Raw genomic sequence first — 16,076 nt, forward strand, 5'->3', positions numbered from 1 at the left:
GCTATTCTCCTTCGAGTTCTTTCTTCAGATCGTGCAGCAGGCTGAGCCGCTGTCGTTCGAATTTCCGCACCCACCGCTCGTAGACCTCATGAAGCGGCACGGGGTTGATGAAATGCAGCTTTTCCCGGCCGCGCCTGACCGTGCTCACCAGATTGGCCGCCTCCAGGATTTCGAGGTGCTGCGTGGCGGATTGCCGGGCCATCTCCAGGTTTTCGCAAAGCTGACCGAGCGTCTGCCCGTTCTTCTCACAGAGAAGATCAAGCAGCTTTCTGCGTGTCGGGTCGCCCAGCGCTTTGAAAACCTTATCGGCCTGCATCGGTCTCACTCTATGAAGATCATAACATGCAGGTAAATACCTGCATGTCAAGCAATAGCCAAGCCCGTCCATCAGGTCATTCGTCACCTTGCTGTGATTAGGAACGGAAGATCAGGACTATTGATCGGCGGACGTCGTGTCCGTGCGCTGACGCGATCGCGCTTCTGCCGTCTTGATCGCGTGCCAGATGCGCGAGGGCGTTGCGGGCATGTCGAGATGCTGCACACCGAGCGGCGCGAGCGCGTTCATCACGGCGTTCATGATCGTGGCGGGTGCTGCGATGGCGCCGGCCTGACCGCTCCCCTTGACGCCGAGCCGGTTGGCACGGCTTGGAAAATCAGGCGTGAGATCGCCTTCGAACGCGGGAAGATCGCCTGCGCGCGGCAGCGCATAATCCATCAGCGAGCCGGACAGAATCTGTCCTGTCTCCGCATCGAACAGCGCGTGCTCGAACAGCGCCTGCCCAATGCCTTGCACCACGCCGCCATGCACCTGCCCCAGCGTCTGGCGGGGATCGAGCAGGCGGCCGTAATCATCAAAGATGACGTAACGGTCGAGCCTCACCTCGCCGGTCTCAGGGTCGATCTCGACTTCCGCGACATGGCAGCCGTTGGGAAAGGTGTAGCGGTCGCACAGATGAGTCGCCCTGTGCGGCAGGCCGGGCGCGACGTCGTCGCCGGCAAGCTGATACGAGGTGCGCGCCACCTCATCGAGGCTGATCTCCTGCCCGGTCGCGGCCACGCGCAACTGGCCTGCTTCATACTGAACCGCATCCACGCCGGCCTGCAGCAGGCGCGCGGCAAGCCGCCGCGCATTCTCGATCAGGCCTTCCGCCGCCATCAACAGCGCGGTGCCGCCCTGGTGCATCGAGCGCGCCCCGCCATGGCCGCCGCCTGAATCGAGATCGTCCGTATCGCCCTGCCGAAACCGGAAGCGCTCCAGCGGCAGGCCGAGCGCGTCGGCCGCGATCTGCGCATAGGTGGTCTCATGGCCCTGGCCGCTGGAATGCGTGCCGACCTTCAGGTCGATCAGGCCGTCCTCACCGAACTGCACTTCCGCCACTTCATTGGGCTGGCCGCGCGCGGTCTCGAGAAAGCAGGCAAGCCCGAGGCCACGCAGCCGGCCCAGCTTGCGTGAAATTCTCTGGCGCGCCTTGAAGCCTTCCGCGGCAGTGGCGGCGTGATCGATGGCGTGGGCAAAGCTGCCCTGCTCGACCGAAAGTCCCATCGCGCTGCTGTAGGGAAAACGACGCATGATGTTCTTGCGCCGCAGCTTCAGCGCATCCATCCCGAGCTGGTGGGCCGCGATATCGATGCATCGCTCGATCAGATAATTCGCCTCCGGCTTGCCGGCGCCGCGATAGGCATCGATCGGCGTCGTATTGGTGAACACGCCCTTGGTCTCGAATGCGATCAACGGAATGTCGTAGACACCGCCCATCGCGCTCGCCATCGCCATGGTCGGCACGGCCGGCGCCACCGTCGAGACATAGGCGCCGAGATTGGCGAACACATTGGTGTCGAGCGCCAGGAAGCGGCCATCGCGATCGAGCGCCAGGCGGGCTCGGACGATGCTGTCGCGGCCATGCGCGGAGCCGGTAAAATCCTCGCTGCGATCGCCGATCCACGTGACGGGACGGCCGAGCCGGCGCGCCGCCCACAGCACCAGCACCCATTCCGGATAGAGCACGTTCTTCATCCCGAAGCCGCCGCCGACATCGGGAATGCTGACGCGAAGTTTTTCGCGGCCGATGCGAAAGACACGGTCGGCGAGCAGGTCGCGGATGGCGTGCGCGCCGGCGGCGGAGGCAGTCAGGTGCAGCCGGCCGTTCGCGGCATCGAACTGCCCTATCGCGCCGCGTGTCTCCAGCGGCGCGGCGACGACGCGGTTGTTGACCAGCTCGCATTCCACGACGTGCGCGGCGGCGCGGATCGCCGCTTCCACCGGGCCGATCTCGCCGCGGTTGAACTGGAACGCGATGTTGCCAGTAGCCTCCGGCCAGATCGACGGGGCATCCGGCAGAATCGCCGCTGCGATCGCGACCACCGGCGGCAGCGGCTCATAGTCGACGGCGATAGCCTCGGCGGCATCGCGCGCGGCTTCGGCGGTTTCCGCAACCACGAACGCGACCGGCTCGCCGACATGGCGCACCACGCCGCACGCCAGCGCGTGACAGGGCGGCACCACGAGCGGCGTGGTCATCGGGATGCTGGTCACCGCGCACGGCAACGGGCCGATATCGTCGGATGCCAATTCGGCCCTCGTGAGCACGGCCGCGACGCCGGGCATCCTGCGCGCCGCCTCGACGCCGATCGCGGTGATGCGTGCATGCGCGTGCGGCGAGCGAACGACGACGCCATGAAGCGCGTCCGGCGCCACGAGATCTGCGACGTAGCGCCCGCGCCCCTGCACGAAGCGCGCGTCTTCAAGGCGGTCGAGGCTGCGCCCCAATAACGGTTCGGTCATGTGAAGCTGTATGGAATTAGGCAGCGACAAAGGCAATCGGAAGCCCTCGTCATCCCGCCCGGCATCGGTCCAAATTAAAAATCGTCAATGAAATCAAGGCAATCCGTCAGGACCATTGCGTGGAAATGCCGCGCGCTCCGGCGCGACCACAATGACGACCGCCTGCTTACGGGCTGCGGGTGCACCGTGCACCCGGCAGCCTTCTGTTCTCATCTGATACAATGACCGTGCCGACCTCGCCATCCATGCCGCGAGATCGCAGGTCTTGCTTTACGCAGTCGCCGAGTGCTCCGCGCCCTGCAGCCTGCGCTTGCGCCAGACCGAGCCCACCAAAAGCACCACGGCGATGCCGATGAGTCCAAGGATCACCTCGCCGCCATGGCCGCCATTGGCGAACTGCGGCGCCATGCCGATCGATTTGAGGACCCCATCGAGGCCGACGCCGACCGGGCCGTTGAAGAATGCGTGCAGAGACGGTTGCAGCGCCGGGTCTGTCGCCATCACCTCGCCCGCGACCCAGCCCAGCAAGCCTGCGCCGGCCCACACCAGCGCGGGAAGACGCGTCAGCAACGCCATGATCAGCGCAGCGCCCGCGACGATCAGGGGAACGCTGATGGCAAGGCCGATGACGAGCAGCGGGATGCTGCCATTGGCGGCCGCGGCAACCGCGATGACGTTGTCGAGACTCATGACGATGTCGGCGATCGCCACGATCTGCACCGCTGCCCATAGGTGCGCAGCCGCGTCGACGTCGCCCTCATCCTCGTGTTCAGGCACCAGAAGCTTTGCCGCGATGAAGAGCAGCGCCAGGCCGCCAACCAGCTTGAGGAATGGCAGCCCCATCAGCGTCACGACGATGCCGGTGAAGATGATGCGCAGCAGCACGGCAACGCCGGCGCCAAGGATCATGCCCCAGAACTTCTGGCGCGGCGGCAAGCTGCGGCAGGCCATCGCGATGACAAGCGCGTTGTCACCCGACAGCAGGATGTTGATCCACATGATCTTGCCGAGCGCGACCCAGAAGGCCGGCGTCTGCATCTCGGCGTGGAATTGGGTGAAGAACGCAGAAATCGTCGCAGGATCGAAGATTTGCAAGAGCCAGTTCACAGCGTTTCCCCCCAGGCCTCTTCAGCCGTTGCGCGCGGCTACCACGGCCGCTCTTCCAATCGATTAGCCGACGATTTCGTTACCGGAAAAGAACTGCGCGATTTCGATCGCGGCGGTCTCCGGCGCGTCCGAACCATGCACCGAGTTCTCGCCGATCGACTTCGCATGGACCTTGCGGATCGTACCTTCCGCCGCCTTCGACGGATCGGTGGCCCCCATGACGTCGCGGTATTTGGCGATAGCGCCCTCGCCTTCCAGCACCTGCACGACGACCGGGCCGGAGGTCATGAAGTCGACCAGTTCGCCGAAGAATGGACGCGCCTTGTGAACGGCATAGAAGGTTTCCGCCTGTTCGCGGGTCATGCGAATGCGCTTCTGGGCGACGATCCGCAAGCCGGCCTTCTCGATCAACGCGTTGACGGCGCCGGTCAGATTACGCGCGGTCGCGTCCGGCTTGATGATCGAGAAAGTGCGTTCAATCGCCATTGTTTACGTCCTTCAAAGCACGCTGATTGGAGAGTTGCGGGGGCTTATATCGGCGCCACCTCGCGACGGCAAGCGACCCGGTGACGCGCCTGCCCGCCATTTTGGCCGCCTTTTCGTGCGGCACGTCACTCCGTAGGGGCGAACATTGCCGCAATTTCAGGGAGGTGAACCCACTCTGTAACCTCCGTCACGCCGCCATTCAGCTTCGCGGCCGTAGACTTTCCGGACGATCGGACACCGGGCGCGCATCCGCGGCCCGGGGCGTTACGGGAGGCGATCTCACCGATGGCGCGCATTTTCGCGCCTGAACCTTGAGGAGACGATCATGTTACGCAAACTCTCGCTCGTTGCAGTGGCAGCGGCTTCGCTGGGCGCGGCTGCGCTGGCGCCGACATCGGCCTCGGCCGGCGGCTGGCGTCACGGCTGGCACCATCATCATCACCATCACGGCTGGCATCATCGCCATCACGGCTGGGGCTGGGGCCCGCGCGTCGTCATCGGCGGCCCGGCCTATTTCGGTGGCTATGGCGGCTGTTACGTGCGGCGTCTGGTTCCGACCCCATGGGGCCCGCGCTGGCGGTTGGTGAACCGCTGCTACTGAGCTGATTTGAGCTTCTCCCTGACTGACGCCCCGGCCGCCGCGCCGGGGCTTTTTTGTGCGGAAGCGAACAGCCAGTGGTGATTCGACCAGACCACTTGCACGCGAACGCATGGGGCTCTGCACGGGAAACAAATTTCGCGGTTGTGACTTGATCTATCATCATTGTTATCACTCAAGCCTTGCGAACGCCGCGAGGTGGAACTCGCGAAGAGACCGCCGATGGATGGCCGAATCATTAGAGATTTCGAACAACTCGATCACAAGACGTGCGTATGGATCTGCGACGCCATCGGCGAACGGCTTCAGCAAAACTTGCGCCCCGAAACTGAACTCCCACCGCGTCTACGAGAACTCGTCAACGAGTTGCGCCGCCGCGACAACGAGTTGCATTGAGGGCCGATGGGTAGCTGATCTTACCGATAAATGAGTTGCGTTTGGCACCGGCTCCGGTGACAACGCCGCATGCTTTCCATCACAGATATTTCGATCCGGATTGCCGGGCGCCTCCTGATCGACGACAGCACGGTGCAGATCGTGCCGGGTGCTCGCGTCGGTTTTGTCGGACGCAACGGCGTCGGCAAATCGACGCTGTTTCATGCGATCCGGGGCGACCTGCCGACCGAGTCCGGCAGCATTACGCTACCGCCGCGCTGGCGCGTCGGCAGCCTGGCGCAGGAGGCGCCGGACGGCCCGGAGAGTCTCATCAATGTCGTACTGAAGGCCGATCTGGAGCGCGATGCGCTGCTCCGTGAGGCCGAAACTGCCACCGATCCGCACCGCATCGCCGAAATCCAGACCCGGCTGGTCGACATCGACGCGCACTCCGCGCCGGCGCGCGCCGCGGCAATCCTTAGCGGCCTCGGATTTTCCGCCGCGGATCAGGCGCGGCCGTGCTCGGAATTCTCCGGGGGCTGGCGCATGCGGGTGGCGCTGGCGGCGACGCTGTTCTCGGCGCCGGATTTGCTGCTGCTGGACGAACCGACCAACTATCTCGACCTCGAAGGCACGCTGTGGCTGGAAGACCATCTTGCGAACTATCCACGCACCGTCATCGTCATCAGCCACGACCGTGACCTGCTCGACACTTCGGTCGACCAGATCCTGCACCTCGATCGCGGCAAGCTGACCCTCTACAAGGGGACCTACTCCTCCTTCGAGGAACAGCGCGCCATGCGCGAGATGCTGGACGCCAAGCACGCCAAGCGCCAGGCCGACGAGCGCAAGCGGCTGCAGGCCTTCGTCGATCGCTTCAAGGCAAAAGCCTCGAAAGCCCGACAGGCGCAATCCCGCGTCAAGATGCTGGAACGGATGAAGCCGGTTACCGCGCTGGTGACCCAGGATGTGCGTGAAATCACCTTCCCGACGCCGGAGAAGATGCTGTCGCCGCCGATCATCGCCGTCGACGACGTCTCGGTCGGCTACGACGCGAAAAAGCCGGTGCTCAACCGCGTCACGCTGCGCGTCGACACCGACGACCGCATCGCCCTGCTCGGCTCCAACGGCAACGGCAAGTCGACGCTGGTCAAGCTGTTGGCAAACAAGCTGCAACCTTTCTCGGGCCGGATCACACGGGCGGAAAAGCTCTCGGTCGGCTATTTCGCGCAGCATCAGGTCGACGAGCTCAACCTCGATGCCTCGCCCTACGACCATGTCCGCAGGCTGATGCTCGATGCGCCGGAAACCAAGGTGCGCGGGCGCACCGGCGCGATCGGATTTTCCGGAAAGGCCGGCGATACCCTGGTAAAGAGCCTGTCAGGCGGCGAGAAGGCGCGGCTGCTGCTCGGGCTCGCCACCTTCTTCGGCCCGAATATGATCATCCTCGACGAGCCGACCAACCACCTCGACATCGACAGCCGCGCGGCGCTGGCCGAAGCGATCAACGATTTCCCCGGCGCCGTCATCATGGTCTCGCACGACCGCTACTTGATCGAAGCCTGCGCCGATCAATTGTGGGTCGTCGCCAACAAGACGGTAACGACCTACGACGGCGACCTCGACGATTACAGGCGAATGGTATTGTCGATCGGGGATAAGCGCGAGCGCGGCAGCGAGCGTGTCAGGGAAAGCGTGAAGCCCGAGCGCGCCAGGAGCGAAAGGCGAACGCCGCTGAAGCAGCGGATCGTCGAAGCCGAGGCCGAAATCGAGCGCATCAGCGGCATCATCGCCAAGATCGACACTGCGCTTGCCTTGCCGGATCTGTTCACGCGCGATCCCAAGCAGGCCGCCCAGCTCAGCAAGGCGCGCGCCGGCGCCGAAAGCGCGCTGCGCCGCGCCGAGGAAGACTGGCTGGAGGCCAGTTCGCAATTTGACGAAGCGACGGGCTGAAAACAGCTTTTGTCGCGGGCTTACGCCGCCGGCTTCTTCTTCGGCTTGGCGCCCTTTGCCGGCGCCGCCGGCTCCGGTGCACGCTCGATCGACGTCAGGCGTCCGGCGGTGAAGGTGTAGATGCCGGCCCGCTGGCCGCGCGAATAGCTGACGACCGCCACGCGATCGCCGCGCGGGTTGTTGGAAAGGCCGACATTGTCGGGCGCACCGATGCCGCGCACGACGTCGCATTCGGTATGGCCCAGCGCCACCGTTCCCGTCGTCGATGGAGGCGGGCCGCCTGCAGCGCCATTCGCCAGCGCATTGGCGTCGGTGCCCGGCGCTGCCATTCCGGGACAAGCGCCGTCGGCACTGACGAGTTCATCCGGCGTCACCGCTTTGGTCGGGGTGAGCGGAGGCGTTTCGATCGAGACATTACGGATGAACACGCGTCCGGAGCGCGAAAACCAGTCCGCATCCTTCGACAGCAGGTCTGCTCCACCCGAGCAGCCCGCAAGCGCAGGTCCGAGCAGCAACAACGTCAGCAGTGGCTTTCGATCGATTGTTCCGCGTCGCACGCTAAACCCCAGGCCCCCACCCTTACTGTAACCATTTGTCCGACCATCACTTTGCGGCACGACCATGGCTGCCCGCAAGGTCCGGCGCAGAAACCGCTGATTATCATTAATTCCTGTGGATCGCTATTGCCGCCGCTGCCACCGGCCCCGCTCGTCGGCCTGCCAGTAGGTCACCTCGAATCCCCGCGCCTTGCAATCCGCCCAGGCCCCGCGCGCAGCCGTTAGCGCATCGGCATCGTCGCCGTTGAAGACCAGCACCACCCGCTCGTAGCTGTCGCAGTCGGCCGGCAACGCCGCGTTGTCGATCAGGAACCTGACATTGGCCCCGTTCGGATTGTTCTCCTCGATCGAGAGAATGATGGGCTGGTCGTGGGCATCGCCGGCGCGCCATGTGGCGTGCGGCAGGAACGAATCGTCGCTGTAGGTCCACAAATGCGCATCGAGCGCCTCGGTGCGCTCCGGCGATGTCGATTGCACGACCACGCGCCAGCCTCGCTCGAGCGATTTTTCCAACAGCGGCGGCAATACGCTTTCGAGCGACATGGCCTGCAAATGGTAGAACAGGACTTCCGTCATCGCCTGCAACCGAACTATTTCGTGGCTTCGTAATATTCCGCGACCAGCCGGTCCAGCAGGCGAACGCCGTAGCCGGATCCCCAACTGTGGTTGATGTCGGTTTTCGGCGCGCCCATCGCGGTTCCCGCGACGTCGAGATGCGCCCACGGCGTGTTGTCGACGAATCGCTGCAGGAACTGTGCGGCGGTGATCGAGCCGCCGTGGCGCCCGCCGGTATTCTTCATGTCGGCAAACTGCGAATCGATCAGCTTGTCGTATTCAGGACCAAGCGGCATGCGCCAGACGCGCTCGCCGGTTTCATTTCCGATCTTGCTCAGCCGTTCCGCCAGTTCGTCATTGTTGGAGAACATGCCGGAATACTCGGTTCCGAGCGCGACCATGATCGCGCCGGTGAGCGTTGCGAGATCGACCATGAATTTGGGTTTGAACTTCTTCGCCACGTGCCAGAGCACGTCGGCCAATACGAGCCGGCCTTCGGCATCAGTGTTGATGATTTCGATGGTCTGCCCTGACATCGAGGTGACGATATCGCCGGGGCGTTGGGCGTTGCCGTCGGGCATGTTCTCGACCAGGCCGATGGCGCCGACCGCGTTGACCTTCGCTTTGCGTGCCGCGAGCGCATGCATCAGCCCGACCACGCAGGCCGCGCCTCCCATGTCGCCCTTCATGTCCTCCATGCTGGCGGCGCCCTTGATGGAGATGCCGCCGGTATCGAAGCAGACGCCCTTGCCGACGAAAGCAACGGGCTGATCGCCCTTCTTGCCGCCGTTCCAGCGCATGATCACGGTGCGGCCGGGCTGGGTCGAGCCCTGTGCGACGCCGAGCAAGGCGCCCATGCCGAGCTTCTTCATCGCCTTGACGTCGAGCACCTCGACATCGACGCCGAGCTTCTTGAGCTGGCTCGCACGGCGCGCGAATTCCACGGGGTAGAGTACGTTCGGCGGTTCGTTGACGAGTTCGCGCGCAATGATCACGCCGTCGACGACATGGGACGCGATCGCGAGCGCCTTTCGCGCGGCGGCGACATCGTCAACGGCAATCGAAACGTCGGCGCGAAGCGCGCCGTTCTCGCCGTCCTTCTTCTTGGTCTTGTAGCGGTCGAACTTATACGCGCGCAGCCGGATGCCCGACGCGATCGCGGCGGCCGAATCGGGCTGCATCGCCCCCTCAGGCAGTTCGGCGATCACGGTGACCGCTGTGCTGGCGGTGTTGAGCCTGCCCGCCGTCACCCCGCCGAACTTGAGAAAATCCTTCTCCTTGATATCGGCCGGCTTGCCGACACCAACGACGATCAGGCGCTCTGCCTTGATTCCATCCGGCGCCGGGATGTCGAGCGTCGATCCGCTCTTGCCCTTGAACTGATTGGCCGCCGCCGCCCGCTTGACCGTATCGGCAGCCTTCCCCAGCGCCTTCCGCGTCGCCTCGCCGAACTTCAATGCCTCGTCGCAAAACACCACGAGAACGGCGCGGGGGGCAGTGGAAAAAGCGACAAAGCCGACCTTGACGGCGTCGGTCATAGGTAAATCCTCCAGAATTCAGGGCTGTCTTGCGCGGCCAGAATCGGTCCGCATTATGGAATGTTCTCTTCGGTAACGGCCCAAATCGCTCGGGACCTGATGTTTTCGGCACTATGGCCTGTCTGCCGCGCCACTGCCAAGCGCCGCAGTGGCTGGAACGCCACATGAGGCGAATTAATAACCGTGTCGAGGGGACGCCACGGCCCGGCCATTTTGTTGACGGATCAAAGGGATGGTAGTGAGAATGTAGACGGCTGACGATTGGCGGCCCGACCAATGGGGAACCCTCAAACAGGGATTGGTCGGAAGCTGCCCTTTGGGCGTGCAAGGGTGGGATCGTGCGGTAACGATGGGGTCGATCGACAGGTACATTTTCCGCACGACGCTCGCGTCGTTTGCGCTGGTCCTGGTCAGCCTCACCGGCGTGATCTGGATTACGCAGGCGTTGCGCGGCATCGACCTGATGACCAGCCAGGGCCAGACCATCATCACCTTTCTCGGCATCACCAGCCTGGTGATTCCGGCGCTGGTTTTGATCATCGCCCCGATCGCGTTGATGATCGCGATCTCCCACACGCTGAACAAGCTCGCCACCGATTCTGAAATCATCGTGATGAACGCCGCCGGCTTCTCGCCTTTCCGGCTGTTCCGCCCATTTTTCTATGCCACCTGCGTGGTGGCGCTGATGGTTGCCTTCATCGGCTCCTATCTCGCGCCCGACGGCATGCGCCGGATCAAGCAATGGGATGCCGAAATCACGGCCGACGTGCTGACCAATATCCTGCAGCCCGGCCGCTTCGCCCAGCTCGACCAGAACCTGACGATTCGGATCCGCGAGCGCCAGCCGGGCGGCGTGCTCGCCGGCATTTTCGTCGACGACCGCCGCGATCCCAAGGAGCGTGTCACCATCATCGCCGACCACGGCACGGTACTGAAGAACGAGAACGGCTCCTATCTGGTGCTCGAAGACGGCAATCTCGAACGTTTCGAGACGGGAAAGCGCGATCCGGCCTTTGTGGCGTTCGTTCGTTACGCTTTCGACATGTCGAAATTCTCCAATCGCGGCCGCGACGTCGCACTGGGGATTCGCGAACGCTATCTTTGGGAGCTGATCTCGCCCTCGGGGGACGATCCGGTTTTCAAGCAGCTTTCCGGGCAGTTTCACGCCGAGCTGCATGACCGCTTCCTGGCGCCGGTCTATCCCTTCGCCTTCGCAGTGCTGACGTTTGCCTTCCTCGGCACGCCGCGCACCACGCGCCAAAGCCGCAATTTTTCGATCGGCGGGTCGATCCTGGCGGTGTTTGGCCTGCGCATGGCGGGATTCGCCTGCTCGGTAATGACGGTGAAAACACCAAGCATGGCTCTCGTGCAGTATTCGATGCTGTTCGGCGCGATCGGCGTCGGGCTGTGGATGATCATCGGCGGCATCGTGGTGGAGCCGCCGGCCGCGCTGATGGAGGCCATCAACAGGTCGAACGCACGCCTCGCTCGGCTCTTTGGACGGCCCGCCACCGCATGAGCATGATGACCAACACGCTCGGGCGATACTTTGCCGGCCGCTTCCTGATCTCGGCGGTGGGCGTGTTTGCGAGCATTTTCGTGCTGCTCGTGCTGGTCGACTACATCGAAATGGTCCGCAAGACCTCCGGGCTGGTATCGGCATCGGCGATCACGGTGGCGCAGACGTCGCTGTACCGGGTGCCGCAACTGCTCGAAAAGCTGATGCCGTTCTGCGTCTTGATCGGCGCGATGACCTGCTATCTCGCGCTATCGCGGCGGCTTGAGCTGGTGGTGGCACGCGCGGCCGGCGTATCCGCCTGGCAGTTCATTTCACCGGCACTGGCAAGCTCGATCATCCTCGGCACCCTGGCAACGGTTGCCTACAACCCGATGTCGGCGAACCTGCGCGAACTGTCCAAGCGGATGGAGGCCGAACTGTTCGGCTCGGCGCCCGGCGGCGGCATTCAGGATGCATCCGGCTTCTGGCTCAACCAGATCAACAGCGACGGCCAGTCGATCATCAATGCGGCGCGCAGCGAGCAGCAGGGTGTCCGGCTGACGGGGCTGACCGTGTTCCGGTTCGATACAGATCTCCAGTTCAAGGAGCGAATCGAGGCGCGCGAAGCCTCACTCGAAGAGGGCCGCTGGGCCTTCAAATCGGTACGTCGATACTCCCTGGATAAACCTCCGGTTGATCAGGAGACCTACTACCTCTCAACCACCCTGACCCCGGCCCAGGTTCGCAACAGTTTCTCGACCCCCGAAACCGTGTCTTTTTGGCAACTGCCCGGCTATATCCGCTCTTCCGAAAGCTCCGGCTTCGCGACCGCAGGCTACCGTCTGCAGTACCATAAGCTCATCGCACAGCCATTTTTGCTGGCTGCAATGGTGATGTTGGCGGCTTCCGTCAGCCTTCGCTTCTTCCGGATGGGCGGCGTGCAAAAGATGGTTTTAAGTGGCGTGGGCGCAGGGTTTCTGCTCTACGTTCTATCGAAAGTTACTGAGGATTTGAGCAAGGCTGAGTTGATGCATCCCATCGCTGCGGCGTGGTTGCCTGTCTGTGTGGGCGGCCTCACCGGCTTCTTAGCCTTGCTGTACCAGGAGGACGGGTAGTGGCCGTTGTCGCCGCCCGCCAGTTGAGGTCGCCTGCGTTCAGGCGGCGCACCACCGTGCGCCGCTATCGAGCCCGCTTGGCCGCCGTTGGCGTACCTATGTTTGCCCTGCTCGCCGGACTGGTTTTCGGCGGCATGATCGAGCTTGCCCTGACGGCTCCCGCCGCGGCGCAAAGCTTCACCTATAATCCGCGGCCGCCCAAGCCGCCGCCACGGCCCACCAACAACGACGGCAAGATGCTCGTGCAAGCCGTCGAGGTGGATTACGACTATAACAACCAGCGCGTGTCGGCGGTCGGCAACGTGCAGATGTTCTACAACGGCACCAGCGTGGAGGCCGACAAGGTCATTTACGACCAGAAGACCAAGCGGCTGCATGCGGAAGGCAACATCCGCCTGACGGATGCGGAAGGCAAAGTCACCTACGCCAACATTATGGATCTGAGCGACGACTACCGTGACGGTTTCGTCGATTCGCTGCGCGTCGATACGGCTGACGATACGCGCATGGCGGCGACGCGCGCCGACCGTTCCGCCGGCAATTACACCGTGTTCGAAAACGGCGTCTATACCGCCTGCGCGCCGTGCAAGGACAATCCGAAGAAGCCGCCGCTGTGGCAGGTCAAGGGTGCGCGCATCATCCACGACCAGACCGACAAGATGCTGTACTTTGAGAACGCGCAGCTCGAATTCTTCGGCGTGCCGATGGCGTATCTGCCGTATTTTTCGACGCCCGATCCGACCGTCAAGCGCAAGACGGGCTTCCTGATGCCCGCCTACAGCAACAACTCGACTTATGGCTACGCCGTCGAGACCCCGTTCTACTGGGCGATCGCGCCGGACTATGACGCGACGTTCAGTCCGCGCTTCACGACGCGGCAAGGCGTGCTGTTCCAGGGCGAATTCCGCCAGCGCCTGATCAACGGCTCGTACCAGATCCGCGGCTACGGCATCAATCAGCTCGATCCCGGCGCGTTCGCCGGCCTGCCCGGCGATCGTGACTTCCGCGGCGGCGTCGACACCAAGGGCCAGTTCGCCATCAACGACAAATGGGTCTGGGGATGGGACGGTGTCCTGCTGTCGGACTACTACTTCTTCTCTGACTACCGGCTGGCCCAATACAAGGATCCGCTGGGCTCGTTCCTGAGCCTGCCGACGGAAGCGATTTCGCAGCTCTATCTGACCGGTGTTGGCAATCGCAGCTTCTTCGATGCGCGCACGATCCATTACCTCTCCTTCTCCGGGAACCAGGACAAGGTCCCGGTGATCCATCCGGTCGTCGACTATTCCAACGTGATCAACCACCCGATCCTCGGCGGTGAGGTCAGCTACAAGACGAACTTCACCAGCCTGTCGCGCACGACCGCGGCGTTCGACCCGATTACGACGCTGGCCAACACCAACGGCCTGTGCCTCAACGCATCGGCCGATCCGCTGGCCCGGATTCCCTCGCAGTGCCTGCTGCGCGGCATGCCCGGCACCTACACACGGCTGACGGCCGAAGCGCAGTGGCGGCGCTCGTACACCGATCCGATCGGTCAGATCTGGACGCCGTTTGCGATCATGCGCGCCGACGCCATCGACGCCTCGATCTCGAACCAGCCGGGCGTTTCGAACTTCCTGCCCGTGGGCGACACGCAGGCGGTCCGCCTGATGCCGACGGTCGGCCTCGAATATCGCTACCCCTTCATCAACGTTCAGCCCTGGGGCACCACCACGATCGAGCCGATTGCGCAGATCATCGCTCGTCCGAACGAGACCTTCGCCGGCCGGCTGCCGAACGAAGACGCGCAGAGCATGGTGTTCGACGCCAGCAACCTGTTCGCGATCGACAAGTTCTCCGGCTACGACCGCGTCGAGGGCGGCGGCCGCGCCAATGTCGGCGTGCAGGCGACCACGCAGTTCGATCGCGGCGGCAGCGTCAATGTGCTGTTCGGCCAATCCTACCAGTTGTTCGGCCTGAACTCGTTCGCCGTGGCGGACCCGACCAACTCGGCGCTGAATTCCGGCCTGCAGAACACCCGCTCCGACTACGTCGCCCGCGTCAACTATTCGCCGAACCGGACCTATACGTTCAGCGTGCGCTCGCGCATGGACGAAGCAACGGCGAACGTCAACCGCTTCGAAGCCGAAGGACGCGCCTCGTTCGACCGCTGGTCGGTCAGCATGATGTATGGCAACTATGCCGCCCAGCCGGAACTCGGGTACCTGACCCGGCGCGAAGGCTTGCTCGGCAGCGCATCCATCAAGGTGGCGTCGAACTGGGTCGTTTCGGGAGCCGCTCGCTGGGATCTTGAAGCCAACAAGCTGAACCAGTACATCATCGGCGCCGGCTATGTGGACGATTGCTTCGTGCTGGCCGCCAACTACGTCACGTCCTATACCTACTCCGCCGGGACGACGCCGCCGGTGCTCAATCACGCTTTCATGGTGCAGATCGGCCTACGGACCATTGCGAATACGTCCTCGTCGTCTGGCAGCAGTGGCATTCAGTAGCGTGAGGCCCGACCTTGCCGGAGAGTACACAGCGCTGCGCGGTACGAATTGGCTGATACGACTGATATGACCATGACGACCATTACGTTCTTTCCTCGCCGATTTTGGTCCCTGATCGCCGGCGGCGCCGTTGCGCTTGCCGTGCTGGCCGGCGGCGCTTCACCGCTGCAAGCGCAGTCCGTAGCGGTGATGGTGAACGGTGAGCCCATCACCACTCTCGATATCGAGCAGCGCACCAAGCTCAACTTCCTGACCACGCGGAAGCAGATGCCGCGGAAGGAGGTGATCGAGGAACTGATCGACGAAAAGGTGAAGATCAAGGAGGGCAAGCGGTTCGGCGTCGATCCTAGCGCAAGCGATATGGATCAGGCCTATGCGGGAATGAGCCAGCGGATGCGTATCTCGCCCGAACAGTTGACCAAGTCCCTGGAGAGCCAGGGGGTCCGGCCGGAAACGCTGAAGGCCCGCCTCAAGGCCGAGATGGTCTGGGGCAGCCTGGTGCGCGGCCGTTTCAAGGAGAGCCTCCAGGTCGGCGAGAAGGACGTTGCCGACGCCGCCCAGCAAAGCGGCGAAGCGACCCAGGCCGACGCGTTCGAATACAGGCTGCAGCCAATCGTGCTGATCGTGCCGCGCGGCTCGGCGCAAAGCGCGATCGACTTGCGGCGCAAGGAGGCAGAGTCCTTGCGCGAGCGCGTGCAGAGTTGCGAGCAGGCCAACTCCTACTTCAAGTCGATGCAGAATGCCGCGATCCGCGGCATCGTCACCAAGACTTCGGCCGACATACCCGGCCCGCTTCGCGAGCTCCTGGACAAGACGCCGGTCGGTCGCCTGACCCCGCCCGAAATCACCAAACAGGGCGTCGAGATGGTGGCGTTGTGCGACCGCAAGCCGACCAAGATCGATACGCCGAAGAAGCGGGAGATCCGGGAAAAGATGTACGCGCAGAAGTACGAGGCAAAGTCGAAGGCTTACCTGGCCGACATCCGCAAAGCTGCGATGATCGAATATCGTTGATGC

Annotated in this window: 13 protein-coding genes; 6 read left to right on the forward strand and 7 right to left on the reverse strand. The window is 63.5% G+C overall.

From position 1 onward, the window contains the following. Position 1: 1 nt before the first annotated feature. From V1277_RS34185 to ndk, 4 genes are all read right to left on the reverse strand, one after another. On the reverse strand, positions 2 to 316 hold the full coding sequence (locus V1277_RS34185; protein WP_334375796.1) for an ArsR/SmtB family transcription factor: 315 nt from the start codon (positions 314 to 316) through the stop codon (positions 2 to 4). Positions 317 to 433: 117 nt separating this feature from the next. Continuing rightward, positions 434 to 2,782, reverse strand: coding sequence for a xanthine dehydrogenase family protein molybdopterin-binding subunit (locus V1277_RS34190; protein WP_334420124.1), 2,349 nt, complete (start codon positions 2,780 to 2,782; stop codon positions 434 to 436). A gap of 270 nt (positions 2,783 to 3,052) precedes the next feature. After that, positions 3,053 to 3,889 (reverse strand): TerC family protein, encoded by an 837-nt coding sequence (locus V1277_RS34195; protein ID WP_334420125.1) that lies wholly within the window; start codon positions 3,887 to 3,889, stop codon positions 3,053 to 3,055. A 63-nt stretch (positions 3,890 to 3,952) separates the two neighbouring features. Further along, complete coding sequence (gene ndk / locus V1277_RS34200) at positions 3,953 to 4,375, reverse strand: nucleoside-diphosphate kinase (RefSeq protein WP_057846437.1); 423 nt, start codon at positions 4,373 to 4,375, stop codon at positions 3,953 to 3,955. A 325-nt stretch (positions 4,376 to 4,700) separates the two neighbouring features. On the opposite strand from ndk, the gene V1277_RS34205 reads away from it, so the two are divergent. Together V1277_RS34205 and V1277_RS34210 are read left to right on the forward strand one after the other, a co-directional pair. After that, on the forward strand, positions 4,701 to 4,976 hold the full coding sequence (locus V1277_RS34205) for a sulfur globule protein precursor (RefSeq protein WP_334420126.1): 276 nt from the start codon (positions 4,701 to 4,703) through the stop codon (positions 4,974 to 4,976). 462 nt (positions 4,977 to 5,438) lie between these two features. Then, a complete protein-coding gene (locus V1277_RS34210) occupies positions 5,439 to 7,301 on the forward strand; it encodes an ABC-F family ATP-binding cassette domain-containing protein (protein WP_334420127.1) in 1,863 nt (620 codons plus the stop codon). 20 nt (positions 7,302 to 7,321) lie between these two features. On the opposite strand, the gene V1277_RS34215 is transcribed toward V1277_RS34210, so the two are convergent. From V1277_RS34215 to V1277_RS34225, 3 genes are all read right to left on the reverse strand, one after another. Next, on the reverse strand, positions 7,322 to 7,858 hold the full coding sequence (locus tag V1277_RS34215) for a hypothetical protein (RefSeq protein ID WP_334420128.1): 537 nt from the start codon (positions 7,856 to 7,858) through the stop codon (positions 7,322 to 7,324). Between the two features lie 123 nt (positions 7,859 to 7,981). Then, a complete protein-coding gene (locus V1277_RS34220) occupies positions 7,982 to 8,434 on the reverse strand; it encodes a DNA polymerase III subunit chi (protein ID WP_334375803.1) in 453 nt (150 codons plus the stop codon). Between the two features lie 14 nt (positions 8,435 to 8,448). Beyond that, complete coding sequence (locus tag V1277_RS34225; RefSeq protein WP_334420129.1) at positions 8,449 to 9,951, reverse strand: leucyl aminopeptidase; 1,503 nt, start codon at positions 9,949 to 9,951, stop codon at positions 8,449 to 8,451. Positions 9,952 to 10,300: 349 nt separating this feature from the next. On the opposite strand from V1277_RS34225, the gene lptF reads away from it, so the two are divergent. The 4 genes from lptF to V1277_RS34245 all read left to right on the forward strand — a co-directional run bounded on the left by lptF (position 10,301) and on the right by V1277_RS34245 (position 16,073). Beyond that, positions 10,301 to 11,470, forward strand: a complete 1,170-nt coding sequence (gene lptF, locus V1277_RS34230; RefSeq protein WP_334420130.1) for an LPS export ABC transporter permease LptF — start codon at positions 10,301 to 10,303, stop codon at positions 11,468 to 11,470. Further along, positions 11,467 to 12,564 carry an LPS export ABC transporter permease LptG gene (gene lptG / locus V1277_RS34235; RefSeq protein WP_334375806.1) on the forward strand — a complete coding sequence of 366 codons (1,098 nt, stop codon included), beginning with the start codon at positions 11,467 to 11,469 and terminating at the stop codon, positions 12,562 to 12,564. Before lptF ends, lptG begins: the two co-directional genes overlap by 4 nt. Positions 12,565 to 12,662: 98 nt before the next feature. After that, positions 12,663 to 15,059, forward strand: a complete 2,397-nt coding sequence (locus V1277_RS34240) for an LPS-assembly protein LptD (RefSeq protein ID WP_334420538.1) — start codon at positions 12,663 to 12,665, stop codon at positions 15,057 to 15,059. Positions 15,060 to 15,131: 72 nt separating this feature from the next. Further along, a complete protein-coding gene (locus V1277_RS34245) occupies positions 15,132 to 16,073 on the forward strand; it encodes a SurA N-terminal domain-containing protein (RefSeq protein WP_334420131.1) in 942 nt (313 codons plus the stop codon). Positions 16,074 to 16,076: the final 3 nt, after the last annotated feature.

The organism is Bradyrhizobium sp. AZCC 1588, from assembly GCF_036924735.1.
Taxonomy (GTDB): domain Bacteria; phylum Pseudomonadota; class Alphaproteobacteria; order Rhizobiales; family Xanthobacteraceae; genus Bradyrhizobium.